Source organism: Amycolatopsis endophytica, assembly GCF_013410405.1.
Classification (GTDB): Bacteria; Actinomycetota; Actinomycetes; order Mycobacteriales; family Pseudonocardiaceae; genus Amycolatopsis_E; species Amycolatopsis_E endophytica.
Genome location: NZ_JACCFK010000001.1, coordinates 1208289 through 1224009, shown reverse-complemented (window position 1 = coordinate 1224009; position 15721 = coordinate 1208289). Strand labels below are relative to the sequence as shown.

The window sequence follows — 15721 nt, the reverse complement described above, 5'->3', positions numbered from 1 at the left end:
GTCGGTCCTTTCAGGACGGTGGTCGAGGGGGTTAGAGCTGGGAGGCGATGCGGCGGGAGCAAGCGGGCTTGCCGCAGCAGTTGGCCTTACGGCTGGTGCGCTTGCCGCATCCGGCGCAGCGGCCGGTCAGTTCCAGCACCCGGGAGTGCTCGATCTCCCTGCCGGGCTTGCGGTTGTTCTTGCCGAACATGCGTTTCTCCTGATCAGTCCTGGATTGCGGGGAATGAGGGGGTGTGGAAGGTGAGCGGCGGGCCGCTCACGGCGGGGCGTGCGCTCACCAGGTGCGCAGCCCCTCGAACTTGCGGCGCGCCCCGATCGCCTGCTGCAAAATCCGCTCGGTGAGCTTGCGGGTACTCAGGCGCTGCACCCGGGTCAGCCGCAGCGCGGCAGCCACCGCCAGCAGCGCCTCCCGATCCAGCCCCAGCGCCGCGAGGTAGCGGGCTCCCTCCTGTTCAGTGGCCGTGCTGCGCAGTCGCGCCGCGATGTCTCTGGCGTCCATCGATGTGTTCTCTTTCCGTGGTCAGTCCTGGCTGCGGATGGCCAGGTAGGTCGTGAGTAGCGAGGCGGCCACGCCGATGAGGCGGTGTGTGGCCTGGTCCATTTCCATCAGCGCCGTGCCGGGGCCGCCCTCATCAACCACGCCCTCGCGGCGCTGGACGGTGGCGTGGGCGAGGTAGCCGCCCTTCCCGATGAACCGGGAGCGCAAGAACCGCTTGAACGGCTCCCGCCGGTCGATCACGTAGTGCGTGACCGCATTCACCGCCGTGCCCGCGGCCAGTGCCCGCAGCGGCAGCCGGTAGCCCAGCGCCGCGGTTACCGCGAACGTGGCCACCGCCTGCCCGGCGGTGTAGGTGGCGACGTGCCGGGCACAATGCTTGGCGCCCTCCCGCCCCGGCAGGCCCTTCTTGATCGCGTCGTCGCTGGACTGAACGATCTGATCGCAGTAGGGGTGCACGTCCGAAAACGTCGCCTGCAACGCCCCGAACAACGCCAGCGCGCGAACCGAGGTCGCCCGCATCACGCCGCCACCTCACCGGCCGTGTCGAACCGACCCGGCAGCGACCGCAGCGACTCCCGCGCCGCCCGGCGAGCCGCGCGACGGGCCCGCACCTGGTCAGTCAGCTCCCGCGACACCCGGAAGGACTCCACCTGCTCGGCAGCGGCGAAGTCCCGCTCAGCCTGATCGACTAACGCATCGATCTCGGCGAAGTCGGGGCCCAGCTCCTCAGCGATCAGCGAGTCCAGCTCAGCGGCTTCGGCGGTGGCGTCGTCGGCGATCAGCATCGCCGTAATGTCCTCATCCATCAGCGGGAACAGGGCTCGGCGGGCCGTGACGCTGGGGATTCGTGCGAACTCCATTGCTCTCCTCGTTGTCGTGATCACCAGGCCCGGCCTGGCAGTAGTGAGTGGTGACCGCTCTGGCAGGTCGTGACGGGTCAAGCGGCGCGGCCCGCGGTGTCGGTCCAATGCGCGTCGGAACGCAACTGAGCCCGATGCCACCGCTGATAGGCCAGCCCGGTGCGCTGCACCGCCGCGCCATGCGCGGCCTGCGCATCCCGCAACGCGGCCCGGTAGTCCGCCCGCATCGGCCGCTCCGTCACCAACTGGCGAATCGACGCGACCCGCGACGCCAGCCGCACCATCTCCCGGCGCGCGGTCAGATATCCCTCGGCCGCCCGCTCTTCCGACAGCCGCAGTGCCACCAGTACGGGACGTTCGATCACATTCGAATCCATATCAACTCTTTCTCGTCAGAAAAGACAAAGACACCTAGGAACGGGCGGCGGCGCGACTCGTGAAGCGTCGCGCCACCCGCCCGATGCCCCCCTGAACAGCAGATATGGCGCCGTCAGAGGATGAAAAATCGAATTTCGCCCAGTTTCTTGCATCATGGGCAACGGACTAGGCGGGTCGCTTACGGCTTAGCTACCTGTCCGCCCCTAGCTTTTCTCCGAGCTAGGCCGGGTAAATGAAGTTTTCAAGGAACAGGAAGTCGATTCGCTGGACCTGGCCCTAGGGCCTCAGGTCCCTCATCGCTCTGGCGATGCGCTAAAAGTAGCGCTACTAGTAGCGCTACGGCAACGCGTCCAATCGGGTGAACGTGGCGCCATCGCGACGAACGGGAACTAAGTTGGGTCGGAGATCGCTAGTATTTGCGCTGGTAGTAGCGCTATCTCGGAGGCTGTATGGCGAAGGACTGGCAGGCTGTAGCGAACGCGATCAACACTCGAATGGCGGAGCGCTCCATCGGTCAAGCGGAGCTGGCCAGCCGAGCGCGCGTCGCGGTTGCCACGTTGCGGCAGATCCAGCACGGCATTCCAAAGGATCGAAATCCGCGCACGCTCGGCGCACTCTCCACCGCCTTGGGATGGTCGGCGGACCACCTTGAACGGATCGCCGGGGGGGAAGAACCGGACATTGGTACGGATCGACTAGCGGGGGTTGAGTCTGCGTTGGCGGAGCTTAAGGAGCGGGTTGCCGACCTTGAGCGGCAGGTTGGCCGACTGCCGAGTGGACGTGACAGCTAACCAGCAATCTGGCGGAAGAACGATGCGACGCCGTCGATGGCGTCTCCCGCGGCTTCGGCGAGCGCTCTGACCCAGACCGCCGCGTCGTTGGGGTGCTTGATCACGACGGTGAGGACCCCGAGGACGACCAGACCACCGACCAACTTCGGGAGAACGCTGCCGCCGGTCGGCAGCGGAACCATGCTGCTCTTCTTACCCATCGTTACCTCGCCTCGGTGGTGTTCGTGTTCCGTGTCATGAACCAAGAACACCGCACCGGAGGCGACGTTGGTAGGTGATCCGCAGTCGCGTCCGCGCTATTCCGGAAAGGACTATTCCCGGGTGGCATATGAGCTGGTCAGAGCGTTCCAGGCGTCCGAAAGGATCTGCGACAAATCCGAGTTCGGGGCTTGCCAGCCCAGCTCTTGGCGGATCCGACGGCTGTCTGCAAGCAGCACACGCGGCTCGTTCGCGGGCGGGTTCCGCTTGATCCGCACCGGTTGGCCAGTGACCCGTTCGGCGGTCGCGAGGACGTCGTTGATCGATGACTCGTGGCCGCTGCCGACGTTGTAGGCGCGCCACTCGCCGGGGGAGCACGCTTCCACGGCGAGGACGAAGGCGTGCGCCATGTCGGCTACGTGCACGAAGTCACGAACTGCCTCGCCGTCGCCGTTGACGCCCAGCTCCCCGGCAAGGCCAGCCTGTACGGCGAGCACCTTGGGGATCAGGCGGGTGAAGTCGCGGTCCGGGTGGCCGTCGACGGCGCCGGCGATGTTGAAGGCGCGGAGGCTGATTGCCCCAAGCTGGCCCGTGGCCGCGACGTTGGCCGCGGCGAGGTCAGCCGCGGCCTTGGTCGCGCCGTACGGGTTCGTCGGGGCGATCGGTGCGTCTTCGCGGATGGGCTGGGTTGCCGTGGTGCCGTAGACGGCCGCCGTCGACGCGAGCACGAGGCTGGCCCGGTTCTCCCCGGCGGTGAGGGCATCGAGCAGGTTGAGCGTGCCGTTGACGTTGGTGCGCCAGTAGGGCAGGGGATCGGTCAGGGATTCCCGAACTCGTGCGCGGGCCGCGAGGTGACACACGCCGTCGACATCGCGGAGCGCGGCGCGGAGGCTCGGCGGGTCTTCGACGTCCCCGACAGCCGTCGCTGTTGCCTGCCGAGGGGCCTTGGTGGCGTCACGCACGAAAGCCACCGGCTCGTGTCCTCGCTCGGCGAGGGCAGCGATAACCGCGTGTCCGAGGTACCCGGCAGCGCCGGTGACAAGAACGCGCACGCGGTCAGCTTGCCAGGAGCATGTTCCGGTGCTGCCAGGCCAGCTCGATACACGCACGCGAGATTGGCGAGAGCGGTTCGGATTTCAACCGCTCGCGGGACTCCGAGTTGAAGGGAATGCCCACGGTCGGGCGACCAGCCTCGGTGCTCACGGCGGCGCCTTCCTCGTTGACCTCCACCATGTCGGCGAAGAGCTGGTCAAACACCGGCGCCTCGATCACGGCCACAGTCAGCAGTTCCACCCACAACGTCAGCGGTTCGAGCACCACGGCACACGTGAAGACGCGGAAGTCGCCAGCCTCGCGAGCAGCCGCGAACGACCGGAACGGCTCGTCGTCCTCGTAGTCGATCGGGTCAAGGGAGTTGCCGTCGTGCTCCGGGTTGCCGAGGAACTCCTCGGAGTACTCGCGTTGGATGTTGCGCCAGATGGAGAAGTCGTTGGCCTGGTGAGCAGGCGCGAGGGCGGCGGGCTGGAACACCCCGGCGGGGATGACGTGGAACATCCCGCCAGCAACGGCGGTGGCCTTGGCGTCGCGACGGTGCAGGAACATCCGGTGCCCGTCGATCGGGTCGCGTCGGATGGTCAGTGTGTTGATGCTGGGCAGCATCGGACGGGCGAGCAGGTCGAACGGGTCGGCGATGTGGCGACGCAGCGGCAGGTGAGCGAGGCTGGGCCGCTTCCGTCCGACGCGGAGCCACGCATCGGAGAACTCGTGGGCGGCGGCCTCGCAGACGTCCAGGACGTCGAAGTAGCTGGTGTAGCTGAACCCGAGGCGGCCCTTGTCGCCGGTCCAGTCGACCTCGGCGAGCCGGTAGCTAACGCGGTTGTCCAGCAGCTTCGGCCGGGCGAGGTCGCGGAGGGCTCGCGAGTAGAGCCGGAAGTGGTTGCCATCCGCGGCCAGCGGCCGGACACCCTCGGTTTGGGCGATGCCACCCGTGATAGGCGGCTTCGGCAGCGCCTCGGCCAGCCAGTACAGGTCAATGTCGGTCAGCTCGACCGGCCCGGACGGCAGCCACTCCGGCTGAGTGAGGACGGTAGTCCCGGGGATGCAGTGGGCCTGCGGGTACAGCTCGGAGGCGAGGTCTCCCAGCAGGGCGCGGTTCGCGTTCAGCTCGCGTCGCACGAGCTTCCAGCGCTCCTGACTCTCGTGCGGCGCGCCTGCCTCGCTGACCTGCCCGGGCTTGGGGACGGCGTCGGCGGAGTGGTCCGGCAGGACGCCGAGCCGTTCCGGCGGAATGTGCAGCTTGGCCGCGATGGAGCGCAGCTCGGCGAGGCCGGGCACGAGCTTGCCCTTTTCGACCTTGGACACCCACGACTGGGTGGTGTTGAGCAGGTCAGCGGCTTCTTGTTGGGTGAGGTTGTGGTGCTGCCGGTACCAACGGATCACCTCGCCAGCATCGGAACCGTCTGGAGGAGCGGCGATTGCCTGGGCCACGTGTAGCCACCTTTCGGGGGTCGCCGAGTTGGTCAACCTGTCGCCTCCACTCCGTCGCACGCTGTGTACGTAGTGTGGCAGGGTCGGGACGAAGTTTGGGCAAGAGGAGTTGGCGGGCCGCAGCCTTGCATGAGCTGCTGGAAAAGGCTGGTTTCTGGCGCTGGCGCCACGCGCACGTGGCCGCGCTGCATGATCCGGACTTCCGGCGCCGGTCTGCGGACGTCATCGAGGGTTGGTTCGCCCCCCGGCCCGCCTGATGAGACCTGAGCGGAGCGTCTACGCCTCCCTTCGGAAGGGCGGACGCACCCAATGCGCCCCCAAGCGCCCGTGATCATGCTGGAAAACGCCTGGTCACGAGCGCTTTGCTCGCCGCTCTGTAAATCAGACGGCACTGCCTTCGGGGGTTCGAATCCCTCACCCGCCACACTGGGCAAACACCCCGTTGACCTGCGCGAACAGGTTGGCGGGGCGTTCGTCGTTTCGGCGGAGGTGTACGCCCCGGTGCAGGCGTATGCGGATGGTTGTGGGCCATTTGTGGGCCAACTGCCGGTAGGCCCCGCATGGCCGTCCGGCCCTGCCTTACCTTGTCTGGCGGGTGTGGCGGTCCCCGCCGCACGCCGGGTCGGCGGATGCGCGGCCTGGGGCAGTTTCCCTCTCCGGGGCCTCGCCTGTTGTTAGGTTGTCTCCGTGATCCTCGCGAATGCTGTGCTGGCAGCGGACAACCCGGTCGTGCCCGACTACGTCGAGCTCGGGTTGGGGCTCGTTGCGTTCCTGGTGCTTCTCTTCCTGCTCGCGAAGTTCGCGGTGCCCCGATTCGAGGCGTTGTTCGAAGCACGGGCCGAGAAGATCGAGGGTGGGATCGAGAAGGCGGAGAAGGCCCAGGCGGCAGCCGCCGAAGCGTTGAACCGGTATCGGGGCCAGCTTGCCGATGCCCGGGCCGAGGCGGCGCGCATTCGTGACGAGGCGCGGGAAGAGGGCGAGCGGGTGCGGGCCGAGCTGCGTGCGGAGGCGCAGGAGGAGGCTCGCCGGTTGATCGCGCGGGGCGAGGCCGACCTGACGGAACAGCGGGGCCGCATCGCGGCCGAGATGCGGCCCGAACTGAGCCGGTTCGCGGTCGAGCTGGCGGAGCGGATCGTGGGTGAGTCGCTCGCGGACGAGGCTCAGCGGCGGGGCACGGTGGCCCGCTTTCTGACGGAGCTCGAACGGAGCTGACGGGTCGGTCTCAGCGACGCCGTCGCCGGCAGACGGCGGAACGCGTCAGGTACGGGTGGGCGATCCGGGTACACCATGACAACTGACCTGGTTCGTGCCCGCCGCGCGGTGTCGGTCGTCTTCGCGGTGTGCGGGGCCGCGTTCGGGACGTGGCTGGCGCGTGTTCCGGCGGTGCAGGGCGGGCTCGGGCTCAGCACCGGGCAGCTCGCGACCGGGCTTTTCGGTCTCGCGGCCGGGTCGGTCGCCGCGTTGCTCCTCGCGGGGGCGGTGATCACCCGCGTCGGCAGTCGGAAAACCGCCGTGGCGGGCGCGGCGATCCTTTGCGGCGGGTTGCCGCTGGTCGCGTTCGCCCCGAACAGCACCGTGTTCGTCGGCGCGCTCGTGGTTCTCGGGATCGGCAACAGCACGCTCGACGTTTCCATGAACGCACACGCGGCCCGCGTCGAGGACGGCTACGGGCGGCCGATCTTCGCCGGGTTCCACGCGTTCTGGAGCATCGGCGGACTCGCCGGCTCGGGCGCCGACGCGCTCATGGAGACCTGGCACGTGCCCGTGACCACCCACTTCCCCCTCGCCGGGGCGACACTCCTCGCGATCGCGCTGTGGGCGATCGGTACCGGATTCCTCCAGGGCCCCGACCGCGGGCAAGGAGGCTCGCCGTTCGCCCTCCCCGAACGGGCCCTGATCCCACTCGGCATCGTCGCGTTCTGCGGATTCGTCGTGGAAGGCGCGGTGAACAGCTGGGGCGCGGTCTACCTCAGCGACATCACCGGCGCCGGGCCGGCGGTCGCGTCGCTGGGGTACTTCGCCTTCTCCGTCACCATGATCGTCGTGCGGCTGGCGGCGGACCGCATCGTCGAGCGGATCGGTCCGGTGCTCTTCCTGCGGTTGGCCGGGGTCGTGGCGCTCGCCGGGTTCGTCGTCGTGCTCGCGGCACCCGCACCCCTCGCGGCAGTCTTCGGGTTCGCGCTCGTCGGGCTCGGCGTCGCGGGTGTGGTGCCGGTCGCGTGGAGTGCGGCGGGCCGGAAACAGCGGGACGCGCCGGGGCGGGCCGTCGCGGCCGTGGCGGCCTGCGGGTTCGCCGGGTTCCTGGTCGAGCCCGTGATCATCGGTGCGATCGCCGGGTGGGCCGGTCTTCCGTGGGGGCTTTCGACGGCCATGGTGGCCGCCGCGGCGGTCGCGTTCCTGGCCCGTAGCCTGCGATAACCGCAGGTGCGGGGCTTTCGGCCCTAGGCGGAGCGCCGGTTCCGGACGGACCCTGGGGGCCCCGCAGGACGCCATCGGAAGGGCGGCGCTGGGCACGAACCTGCTCACCGTGTCGCCGGGAACCACGATGACCGGTGAGACGGCGCAGCTACCGGACACGGCGGAGGAGATGGTCGCGCGGATCGGGCCGGTCGAGTCGGTGTCGGCGACGGCGCGGCTGGCCGACGCGAAGGTCTACCGCACCGACCGGATCCCGGAGACGCTCGGCTCGGACGCGGCGGCACGGCTGGGAATCAGCCGCGCCGGCCCGGACATCGAGGTGCTGATCGGCGGGCGCTGGTTCACCGTCGTGGGCATCCTGGAACCGGCGCCGCTGGCGCCCGAACTGGACTCGGGCGCGCTCGTCGGGTGGGAGGTGGCGGGCGAGGCGGTCACCGGGCTGCTGCTGGGGCTGGGCGCGGTCGCGTTGCTCGTCGGCGGTGTCGGGGTCGCGAACACGATGGTGATCTCGGTGCGGGAGCGGCGGGCCGAGATCGGGTTGCGGCGCTCGCTCGGCGCCACGCGGGGACAGGTCGGGACACAGTTCCTGGCCGAGTCGCTGTTGCTGTCCGCGCTGGGCGGGCTCGGTTCCCGGTCCGGGTGCCGGTTCGCCGGGGCGGCACCCGGACCGTGGTCAGCCCAGCAGTTCGCGGAAGCGTTCGACGCCGATGTTGCCACCGGACAGCACCACGCCGACGCGGCCAGTGAAGGCACCCTTGAGCAGCCCGGCCAGCGACGTCGCGCCACTGGGTTCGAGCACGATCTTGAGCCGCTCGAACGCGAACCGCATCGCCTCGCGGATCTCGTCGTCGCTGACCAGGAGGATGTCGTCGACCAGGCGCTGGTTGACCGAGAACGTCAGCTCACCGGGGGTGTCGGCGGCGAGCCCGTCGGCGATGGTGCGGGCGACGGGGATCCGCACCCGCTCGTTCTGCCGCAGGGACAGCTCGGTGTCATTGGCCTGCTCGGGCTCGACGCCGATCACCCGGATCCCCGGCTGCAGTCCCTTGGCCGCGGTCGCGCACCCGGCCATCAGCCCGCCCCCGCCGATCGGGGCGACGAGCGTGTCCAGCGGACCGGTTTCGTCGAGGAGTTCCAGCGCGACGGTGCCCTGACCAGCCATCACGTGCGGGTGCTCATACGGCGGGATGAGCGCCAGGCCGCGCTCCTCGGCGAGCTGGTTGCCGAGCGCCACGCGATCACCGTGGTAGCGGTCGTAGGTGACGACCTCCGCGCCGTACCCGCGGGTCGCGTCCATTTTGGAGGACGGGGTGTCCTCGGGCATGAGGATGACGGCCTGCGTGCCCTTGAGCCGCGCCGCGAGGGCGACCGCCTGAGCGTGATTGCCGGACGAATAGGCGGCAACACCCTTCGCCAGCTGCTCGGGCGTCAGCTGGGCGATCGCGTTGAAGGCGCCACGGAACTTGAAGGCCCCGATGCGCTGGAAGTTCTCGGCCTTGAGGAACACGCTCGCGCCGGTCCGCTGATCGAGCGTCGTGGAAGTGAGGACGGGCGTCCGGTGAGCGACGCCGTCGATTCGCTGGGCGGCGGCCCTGATGGCTTCGAGATCGAGCATGGGGTCAGCTTACACTCTGTCCAGAAGTTGGACGATTCGTCTTGGATGGCACGCGGACGACCTTCCCGGCCTAGCATCGTCGTGTGGACCTGCCCGTGATGCCGCCGGTCAAGCCGATGCTGGCGAAGGCCGTGCACGAGATGCCCCGCGAACCCGGGCTGCACTACGAGCCGAAATGGGACGGGTTCCGGTGCGTCGTCTTCCGCGACGGTGACGAGGTCGAGCTGGGCTCCCGCAACGACCGGCCGTTGACCAGGTACTTCCCCGAGCTGGTCGACCTGCTCAAGGCCGCGCTGCCGAAGCGGTGCGTGGTCGACGGGGAGATCGTCATCGTCACCCGCGACGGGCTCGACTTCGACAACCTCCAGCTGCGCCTGCACCCCGCGGCCTCCCGCGTGCGGAAACTGGCGGCGGAGACACCGGCCAGCTTCGTCGCCTTCGACGTTCTCGCCCTCGACGACGTCGATCTCACCGGCGAACCGTTCCACCGGCGCAGGCACGTCCTCGAAGGAGTGCTCGACGATTCGCTCGCCCGGGTGCACCTGACCCCGATGACCCGGGACCCGGACCTGGCCCAGGACTGGTTCACCCGGTTCGAGGGCGCCGGCTTCGACGGGGTGATGGCCAAACCCGGCGAACTGCCCTACGAGCAGGACAAGCGCGTCATGTGGAAGGTCAAGCACGAGCGCACCGCCGACTGCGTGGTCGCCGGGTACCGCATGCACAAGGACGGCAACGGCGTCGGGTCGCTGCTGCTCGGGCTCTACGACCCCGGCGGTCGCCTCCAGCACATGGGAGTGGCCAGCAGCTTCACCGCCGCGCGCCGCCGCGAGCTGGTCGACGAACTGGCGCCGCTGCGGGAGGGCGCGCTGGAACAGCACCCGTGGCGGGAGTGGGCCTCGTTCGAGGCGGACGGGCGCCGCATGCCCGGTGCGCAGAGCCGGTGGAACGCGGGCAAGGACCTGTCGTGGGAACCGGTCCGGATCGAGCTGGTCGCCGAGGTCCGCTACGACCACCTGCAGGCGGGCCGCTTCCGGCACGCGACGCGCCTGGTGCGGTTCCGGCCCGACCGGGAACCGGGCTCGTGCCGCTACGACCAGCTCGAAGAGGTGCCACCGGCGGAACTGACCGCCCTGTTCAGCGAGGTGAGAGCGTGAGCGCCGTCCCGATCGAGGGCACCGAGGTCAGCATTTCCAGCCCGGACAAGGTGTACTTCGCCGAAACCGGCGCCACCAAGCTCGACCTGGTCCGCTACTACCAGTCCGTCGAGGGCCCGCTGATGAACACGCTGCGGGACCGGCCGCTGCTGCTGGAGCGCTACCCCGACGGGGCGAGCGGTAAGTCGTGGTTCCAGAAGCGGGTGCCGAAGTCGACACCGCCCTGGGTGACCACGACCGTGGTATCCACGCCGAACGGCACGACGAGCGACGCGCTGGTGGCGGCGGACCTGGCGCACATCCTGTGGGCCGTCAACCTCGGCTGCATCGGCTTCCACGTGTGGCCCTACCGGGCGACGGCGCCGGGGTCGACCGACGAGCTCCGGATCGACCTCGACCCGTCGCCGGGCGTGGACTTCGGGCAGGTGCGGGAGGCGGCGGTGCTGACGAAGGACCTGCTCGACTCGCTGGGAATCGCGTCGTTCGTGAAGACGACCGGCTCCCGCGGGCTGCACGTGTACGTCGCGCTGGAGCCGCGATGGGATTCGTACCAGGTGCGCGCCGCGGCGGTCGCACTGGCGCGCGAGCTGGAGCGGCGGCACCCCGAACTCGTCACGGCCCAGTGGTGGAAGGAAGAACGCGGGGCGCGGGTCTTCGTGGACTTCAACCAGAACGCGCCACACAAGACGGTGTTCGGCGCGTGGTGTGTTCGTCCACGTCCTGGTGGCCAGGTGTCGTGCCCGATCTCCTGGGACGAGCTGTCCACTGTGGAGCCTGGTTCGCTGACGTCGGCGACGGTGCCGTCGCTGGTCGAGCGGCGTGGGGATCCGTGGTCGGAGATGAGCTCGCGGCCGCAGTCGATCGAGCCACTGCTCGCGATGTCCGAAAAGGACATGGCTGCGGGGTTGATGGACGCGCCGTGGCCGCCGGTGTATCCCAAGCAGCCCAACGAGCCGCCTCGGGTCGCTCCCAGCCGGGCGAAGAAGGGGTAGTCGCTGCGCGTGCTGTGGGGGCCGGTGGGTGCCGGTCTGGTGGTCGGTCTGACGGCTGGTTGCTGTGGCGGCCGGTGGGGGGTCGGCTTGGCGGCCGGTGGGTGGTCGCCTTGGGTGCGACCTCCCCCGCCCCTCCGGCTGGAGGGAAGGCGGCTTGGGATGAGGGGCGGGAGAGGTCCGGGTACGTCGGCTGTTCGGCTTGCGTTGCCGAGTGGCGGTCGGTAGGTGGCCCCCGCCGTCCCAGAGCGGCAAACACGGTGCCCGGAGCGGCAAACACGGTGCCCGGAGCGGCAAACACGGTGCCGCGCGGTGTGTTTGCTGCTCTCGTCGGTGTGTTGGCCGCTCGGGGGCAGTGTGTGGGCTGTCAGCGGCCCAGGTAGCCGCCCATGGTCTTGAAGTAGTCCGTCGCGGCCAGGTCCGTCCCGTCTTCGAGGCGGACCTGCTCGACGAGCAGCCCGTGGTTCTTCCCGAACCGCGCGTCGGCGCCGGCGACGATCACCACGCCGTTTCCTTCGGGGATGAAGATCCGGCCGGGGGTGCCCCCGTACCGGCCCTGGGAGACCGACGTCTTCGTGATCCGCAGGGTCTGTCCCTTGTGGGTGGTGAAGGCGTTCGGATACGGGTCGGACTGGGCGCGGACCAGGAGGTCGATGTCGGCGGCGGGCCAGGTCCAGTCGATACGGCTGTCCTCAATGGACCGCTTGTGGAAGAAGCTCGCCTTCGAACGGTCCTGCGGCACCGGGTCCACGGCACCGCTCTCGATCTTGGAAAGTGCGTCCGCCACCAGCGGGCCGATGAGGTCCACGGTGCGGTGGAACAGATCGGTGACCGTGTCACGTGGGCCGACCTCGATCGCCCGCTGCAGGACGATTCCGCCCGCGTCGAGTTCGTCGTCCATCATGTGGGCGGTGACGCCGACTTCCTTCTCGCCGTTGATGAGCGCCCAGATCAAGGGCGAAAAACCGGCGTAGGCGGGCAGCAGCGAGTCGTGGACGTTGAGCGTTCCGTGTGGCGGCAGGTTGAAGATCTCCGGCGGCAGCCAGGTGCGCCAGTTGTTCGCGACGATGATGTCCGGTTGCGCCTCTTTGAGGCGTGCGACCACTTCGTCGTCGGGACGGTTGCGCTCGATCACCGGAACACCGTGCTCCGCCGCGAGTTCCGCGACCGAGTCGGACCAGATCTTTTCGTACGCGTGCTCGCTCTTGGGGTGCGTGACGACCAGCGTCACCTCGTGGCCGGCGTCCAGAAGTGCACGCAGCGTGCGGTGTCCCCACGTCTGGTAGCCGAACATCGCGACACGCATCGGTCCTCCTCGTTCGGGATCAACATCACCCCGAATGTAGTAGTTAAGCCTCCCCTAACTTAGGTTAGGGTTGCCTCGGTTGTACATCTACGGTGAGGACGGGCATGCCAGTACCGCAGGAAGTTCCGGTCTACGACCTGGTGGGGGTCGGCTTCGGCCCTTCGAATCTCGCACTGGCGATCGCCGTCACCGAGCACAACGCCGGGGGCGGCGACCAGGTCACCGCGCGTTTCCTGGAGCGCCAGCCGCGGTTCGGCTGGCATCGGGGGATGCTGCTGGACAACGCCACCATGCAGGTGTCCTTCCTGAAGGATCTCGTCACCATGCGGAATCCGGCCAGCGAGTTCAGCTTCCTGTCCTACCTGCACAGTCAAGGACGTCTCGTCGATTTCATCAACCACAAGAACCTCTTCCCGCTGCGCATCGAGTTCCACGACTACCTGGAGTGGTCGGCGGAGAAGGTCGGCGATCTCGTTTCCTACGACCGCGAAGTCGACGTGATCGCGCCGGTTCCGGGTGCCGACACGCTGTTCGACGTGCGGACCGCCGACGGCGAGGTGATGCGGGCGCGCAACGTCGTGTTCGGCACCGGCTTGCGCCCCAACCTTCCCGAGAGTGTCACGACGAGTGACCGGATCTGGCACAACCACCAGCTGCTGCACCGGATCGACCGGATCACCGACCCCGCGCGTTGTGTCGTGGTCGGCGCCGGGCAGAGCGCCGCGGAGGTCACGGCCTTCCTGCACGACCGGTTCCCGCGCGCGGAGGTCTGCTCGGTCTTCGCGCGCTACGGCTACAGCCCGTCCGACGACAGCTCGTTCGCGAACCGCATCTTCGACCCGGACGCGGTCGACGCGTTCTACACCGCGCCCGAGGACGTCAAGCGCCGCCTGATGGACTACCACGGCAACACGAACTACTCGGCCGTCGACCTGGAGCTGATCGACGACCTGTACCGGCGGGTGTACCGCGAGAAGGTGCAGGGCGTGGAGCGGCTGCGGATCTTCAACGCGTGCCGCCCGGTCGACGTCGACGAGACGGAGTCCGGCGTCCGTATGGCGATCGAATCCCTGACCACCGGCGAGAAGACGGTGCTGGACGCGGACCTCGTGGTGTACGCGACCGGGTACCGGCCTGCCGACCCGTCATCGCTGCTGGGCGAACTGGCCGCGAAGTGCCGCCGCGACGAGCAGGGCCGCCTGCGCGTCGAGCGCGACTACCGGCTGGTGGCGCCGGACCTCAAGGCCGGGCTCTACCTGCAGGGCGGGACCGAGCACTCGCACGGCATCACCGCGTCACTGCTGTCCAACACCGCGGTGCGGGTGGGGGAGATCCTGACCTCGATCGTGAGCCGCCGCGAGCCGGCCTTCGACTGGTCCGCCGACTACGCCGTCACCGGGGTGAAGTAGCCGGATGCCGTTCGCCGATGTCAACGGGATCAAGATCGGCTACGACGAGACGGGCGCCGGTGAGCCGGTGGTGCTCGTGATGGGGACCGCGGCCACCGGGCGGGTGTGGCACCTGCATCAGGTGCCCGCGCTCGTCGAGGCCGGGTACCGCGTCATCACGTTCGACAACCGCGGGATCTCGCCCGCGGAACCGGGTTTCACCATCGACGACTTGGTCGCCGACACCGCCGGGCTGATCGAGCACCTCAGGCTCGGCCCGTGCCGTCTGGTCGGCACGTCGATGGGCGCGCAGGTCGTCACCGAGCTGATGCTCACGCGCCCCGAGCTGGTCACCGCTTCGGTGCTGATGGCGACGCGCGGGCGGCAGGACCTGATGCGGGCGCGGATGGGTGCGGCGGAGAAGGAGTTGCTGGACAACGGCATCGAGCTGCCGCCGCGGTACGAGGCGGTGGTGCGTGCCCTGCAGAACCTGTCGCCGCGCACGCTCCGCGACGACGCCGCGATCGCCGACTGGCTCGACCTCTTCCAGTTCTCGCCCACGGTGTGGACGCCGGGACTGCGTGCCCAGCTCGACCTCGACATCACCGAAAGCCGCCTCGACGCCTACCGCGCGATCGAGGTCCCCTGCCTGGTCATCGGGTTCGCCGACGACCTGCGGCTGCCCGCGTACCTGGCGCGCGAGGTCGCGGAAGCGATCCCGTCGGCGGAGTACCTGGAGATCGCCGACGCCGGGCACTACGGGTATCTGGAGCGACCGGACGTGGTCAACGACGCCCTCGTCACCTTCTTCGCCGCTGGACACCCCTGAGCACGGCTTACTAAGGTAAGCCTCAGTTATCAAACCCGGCTCTGGAGGCTTGCGTGACGAACCCCTTCGACGACGACAACGGGCGCTTCTACGCGCTGGTCAACGACGAGGGCCAGTACTCGCTCTGGCCCACCTTCGCCGAGGTGCCGTCGGGCTGGCGGATCGTGTTCGGGGAGGACAGCCGCCAGGCATGCCTGGACCACATCGAGACGAACTGGACCGACCTGCGCCCGCGAAGCCTCGTCGAGAGCGAGTCCTGAGTCAGCGCAGCGCCGCGTAGAGCAGCATGTCCACGCGGCGGCCGTCGATCTCCTGGTGGCTGCGCAGGTAGCCTTCGCGCTCGTAGCCGGCCGCCTCGGCCGTGCGCACCGACGCGGTGTTCCACGGCTCGATGTACAGCTCCACGCGATGCACGTCCTCGAGCGTCCACGCGAACGCGGTCAAGGCGCTCAGTGCCTGCGCGGCCAGTCCGCGACCGCGGTGCCGCGGCGCGATGCAGTACCCGGCGCTGGCCCGCCCCTGGGCGACCGCCGCCAGCCACAGGCCCGTCTGCCCCAGCGCCTCGCCGGTCCGGCGGTCCGAAATGCAGTACGAGTACCCGAACCCCGTCTGCAGGCGCCCGTGCTGGCGCCGGATGTAGGCCAGCGCCTCGTCGCGCGTCGCGTTCCCGGGCAGCGTGCCGGTGTGGGGGACGTAGGGATCGGTCGACATGTCGAGAAGCATGTCGACATCGCCGTCGGCGAAGGGGCGTAGTCGCACGTCGCCGTGTTCGGGCAGGGTGGCAGGCATCGAAAGCATGCTCGACA

The 15721-nt window shown here is 69.0% G+C and carries 19 protein-coding genes and 1 pseudogene; 9 read left to right on the top strand and 11 right to left on the bottom strand.

Annotated features, from left to right (window positions below; all coding sequences use genetic code 11):
• Window positions 1-31: 31 nt before the first annotated feature.
• The 5 genes from HNR02_RS06025 to HNR02_RS06005 form a co-directional block, all read right to left on the bottom strand.
• The gene (locus HNR02_RS06025) at window positions 32-190 is read right to left on the bottom strand and encodes a hypothetical protein (protein WP_179772198.1); all 159 of its coding nucleotides are present in this window, start codon (window positions 188-190) and stop codon (window positions 32-34) included.
• An 84-nt stretch (window positions 191-274) separates the two neighbouring features.
• Window positions 275-499 carry a hypothetical protein gene (locus HNR02_RS06020; RefSeq protein ID WP_179772197.1) on the bottom strand — a complete coding sequence of 75 codons (225 nt, stop codon included), beginning with the start codon at window positions 497-499 and terminating at the stop codon, window positions 275-277.
• A gap of 21 nt (window positions 500-520) precedes the next feature.
• Entirely contained in the window at window positions 521-1021 is a 501-nt protein-coding gene (locus HNR02_RS06015) for a hypothetical protein (protein ID WP_218902676.1), read from the bottom strand.
• Complete coding sequence (locus tag HNR02_RS06010; protein ID WP_179772196.1) at window positions 1018-1359, bottom strand: hypothetical protein; 342 nt, start codon at window positions 1357-1359, stop codon at window positions 1018-1020. Before HNR02_RS06010 ends, HNR02_RS06015 begins: the two co-directional genes overlap by 4 nt.
• A gap of 77 nt (window positions 1360-1436) precedes the next feature.
• Window positions 1437-1736, bottom strand: coding sequence for a hypothetical protein (locus HNR02_RS06005; protein WP_179772195.1), 300 nt, complete (start codon window positions 1734-1736; stop codon window positions 1437-1439).
• 450 nt (window positions 1737-2186) lie between these two features.
• Between HNR02_RS06005 and HNR02_RS06000 the strand changes: the two genes are divergently transcribed.
• On the top strand, window positions 2187-2528 hold the full coding sequence (locus HNR02_RS06000; protein WP_179772194.1) for an XRE family transcriptional regulator: 342 nt from the start codon (window positions 2187-2189) through the stop codon (window positions 2526-2528).
• Here the strand turns inward: HNR02_RS06000 and HNR02_RS05995 are convergent.
• From HNR02_RS05995 to HNR02_RS05985, 3 genes are all read right to left on the bottom strand, one after another.
• On the bottom strand, window positions 2525-2710 hold the full coding sequence (locus HNR02_RS05995) for a hypothetical protein (protein ID WP_246338507.1): 186 nt from the start codon (window positions 2708-2710) through the stop codon (window positions 2525-2527). The genes HNR02_RS06000 and HNR02_RS05995 overlap by 4 nt on opposite strands.
• A 129-nt stretch (window positions 2711-2839) precedes the next feature.
• Window positions 2840-3778, bottom strand: a complete 939-nt coding sequence (locus HNR02_RS05990) for an NAD-dependent epimerase/dehydratase family protein (protein ID WP_179772192.1) — start codon at window positions 3776-3778, stop codon at window positions 2840-2842.
• A gap of 4 nt (window positions 3779-3782) precedes the next feature.
• A complete protein-coding gene (locus tag HNR02_RS05985) occupies window positions 3783-5165 on the bottom strand; it encodes a helix-turn-helix domain-containing protein (RefSeq protein WP_218902673.1) in 1383 nt (460 codons plus the stop codon).
• A gap of 735 nt (window positions 5166-5900) precedes the next feature.
• Between HNR02_RS05985 and HNR02_RS05980 the strand changes: the two genes are divergently transcribed.
• From HNR02_RS05980 to HNR02_RS35300, 3 genes and pseudogenes are all read left to right on the top strand, one after another.
• Entirely contained in the window at window positions 5901-6425 is a 525-nt protein-coding gene (locus tag HNR02_RS05980) for a F0F1 ATP synthase subunit B (protein WP_179772190.1), read from the top strand.
• A 75-nt stretch (window positions 6426-6500) separates the two neighbouring features.
• Window positions 6501-7631 (top strand): MFS transporter, encoded by a 1131-nt coding sequence (locus tag HNR02_RS05975; RefSeq protein WP_179772189.1) that lies wholly within the window; start codon window positions 6501-6503, stop codon window positions 7629-7631.
• Between the two features lie 82 nt (window positions 7632-7713).
• Window positions 7714-8259: pseudogene (locus tag HNR02_RS35300) on the top strand (ABC transporter permease); the annotation flags it as partial.
• A gap of 45 nt (window positions 8260-8304) precedes the next feature.
• Here the strand turns inward: HNR02_RS35300 and HNR02_RS05965 are convergent.
• Window positions 8305-9246, bottom strand: coding sequence for a threonine ammonia-lyase (locus tag HNR02_RS05965; protein WP_179772187.1), 942 nt, complete (start codon window positions 9244-9246; stop codon window positions 8305-8307).
• An 83-nt stretch (window positions 9247-9329) separates the two neighbouring features.
• Between HNR02_RS05965 and HNR02_RS05960 the strand changes: the two genes are divergently transcribed.
• Window positions 9330-10403 (top strand): ATP-dependent DNA ligase, encoded by a 1074-nt coding sequence (locus HNR02_RS05960; RefSeq protein WP_179772186.1) that lies wholly within the window; start codon window positions 9330-9332, stop codon window positions 10401-10403.
• Window positions 10400-11395: a non-homologous end-joining DNA ligase gene (gene ligD, locus HNR02_RS05955; RefSeq protein ID WP_179772185.1), complete on the top strand. Its 996-nt coding sequence runs from the start codon at window positions 10400-10402 to the stop codon at window positions 11393-11395. Before HNR02_RS05960 ends, ligD begins: the two co-directional genes overlap by 4 nt.
• A 364-nt stretch (window positions 11396-11759) precedes the next feature.
• Here ligD and HNR02_RS05950 read toward each other — a convergent pair whose 3' ends face one another.
• Window positions 11760-12698, bottom strand: coding sequence for a methionyl-tRNA formyltransferase (locus tag HNR02_RS05950; protein ID WP_179772184.1), 939 nt, complete (start codon window positions 12696-12698; stop codon window positions 11760-11762).
• A 104-nt stretch (window positions 12699-12802) separates the two neighbouring features.
• On the opposite strand from HNR02_RS05950, the gene HNR02_RS05945 reads away from it, so the two are divergent.
• Genes HNR02_RS05945 through HNR02_RS05935 form a run of 3 tightly spaced genes read left to right on the top strand, consistent with a single transcriptional unit; the run spans window position 12803 to window position 15175 of the window.
• Complete coding sequence (locus HNR02_RS05945) at window positions 12803-14107, top strand: lysine N(6)-hydroxylase/L-ornithine N(5)-oxygenase family protein (RefSeq protein ID WP_179772183.1); 1305 nt, start codon at window positions 12803-12805, stop codon at window positions 14105-14107.
• A gap of 4 nt (window positions 14108-14111) precedes the next feature.
• Complete coding sequence (locus tag HNR02_RS05940) at window positions 14112-14915, top strand: alpha/beta fold hydrolase (RefSeq protein WP_179772182.1); 804 nt, start codon at window positions 14112-14114, stop codon at window positions 14913-14915.
• A gap of 53 nt (window positions 14916-14968) precedes the next feature.
• On the top strand, window positions 14969-15175 hold the full coding sequence (locus HNR02_RS05935) for an MbtH family protein (protein ID WP_179772181.1): 207 nt from the start codon (window positions 14969-14971) through the stop codon (window positions 15173-15175).
• 1 nt (window position 15176) lies between these two features.
• On the opposite strand, the gene HNR02_RS05930 is transcribed toward HNR02_RS05935, so the two are convergent.
• The gene (locus HNR02_RS05930; protein ID WP_246338504.1) at window positions 15177-15704 is read right to left on the bottom strand and encodes a GNAT family N-acetyltransferase; all 528 of its coding nucleotides are present in this window, start codon (window positions 15702-15704) and stop codon (window positions 15177-15179) included.
• Window positions 15705-15721 lie beyond the last annotated feature (17 nt).

What these genes read in the sequence shown, in the direction of transcription:
- HNR02_RS06000 (WP_179772194.1), top strand. Translation starts at nt 2,187, where the DNA reads ATGGCGAAGGACTGGCAGGCTGTAGCGAACGCGATCAACACTCGAATG.
- HNR02_RS05995 (WP_246338507.1), bottom strand. Translation starts at nt 2,710, where the DNA reads ATGGTTCCGCTGCCGACCGGCGGCAGCGTTCTCCCGAAGTTGGTCGGT.
- HNR02_RS05975 (WP_179772189.1), top strand. Translation starts at nt 6,501, where the DNA reads ATGACAACTGACCTGGTTCGTGCCCGCCGCGCGGTGTCGGTCGTCTTC.
- HNR02_RS05950 (WP_179772184.1), bottom strand. Translation starts at nt 12,698, where the DNA reads ATGCGTGTCGCGATGTTCGGCTACCAGACGTGGGGACACCGCACGCTG.
- HNR02_RS06020 (WP_179772197.1), bottom strand. Translation starts at nt 499, where the DNA reads ATGGACGCCAGAGACATCGCGGCGCGACTGCGCAGCACGGCCACTGAA.
- HNR02_RS05940 (WP_179772182.1), top strand. Translation starts at nt 14,112, where the DNA reads ATGCCGTTCGCCGATGTCAACGGGATCAAGATCGGCTACGACGAGACG.
- HNR02_RS05965 (WP_179772187.1), bottom strand. Translation starts at nt 9,246, where the DNA reads ATGCTCGATCTCGAAGCCATCAGGGCCGCCGCCCAGCGAATCGACGGC.
- HNR02_RS06025 (WP_179772198.1), bottom strand. Translation starts at nt 190, where the DNA reads ATGTTCGGCAAGAACAACCGCAAGCCCGGCAGGGAGATCGAGCACTCC.
- HNR02_RS06005 (WP_179772195.1), bottom strand. Translation starts at nt 1,736, where the DNA reads ATGGATTCGAATGTGATCGAACGTCCCGTACTGGTGGCACTGCGGCTG.
- HNR02_RS06010 (WP_179772196.1), bottom strand. Translation starts at nt 1,359, where the DNA reads ATGGAGTTCGCACGAATCCCCAGCGTCACGGCCCGCCGAGCCCTGTTC.
- HNR02_RS05930 (WP_246338504.1), bottom strand. Translation starts at nt 15,704, where the DNA reads ATGCCTGCCACCCTGCCCGAACACGGCGACGTGCGACTACGCCCCTTC.
- HNR02_RS05945 (WP_179772183.1), top strand. Translation starts at nt 12,803, where the DNA reads ATGCCAGTACCGCAGGAAGTTCCGGTCTACGACCTGGTGGGGGTCGGC.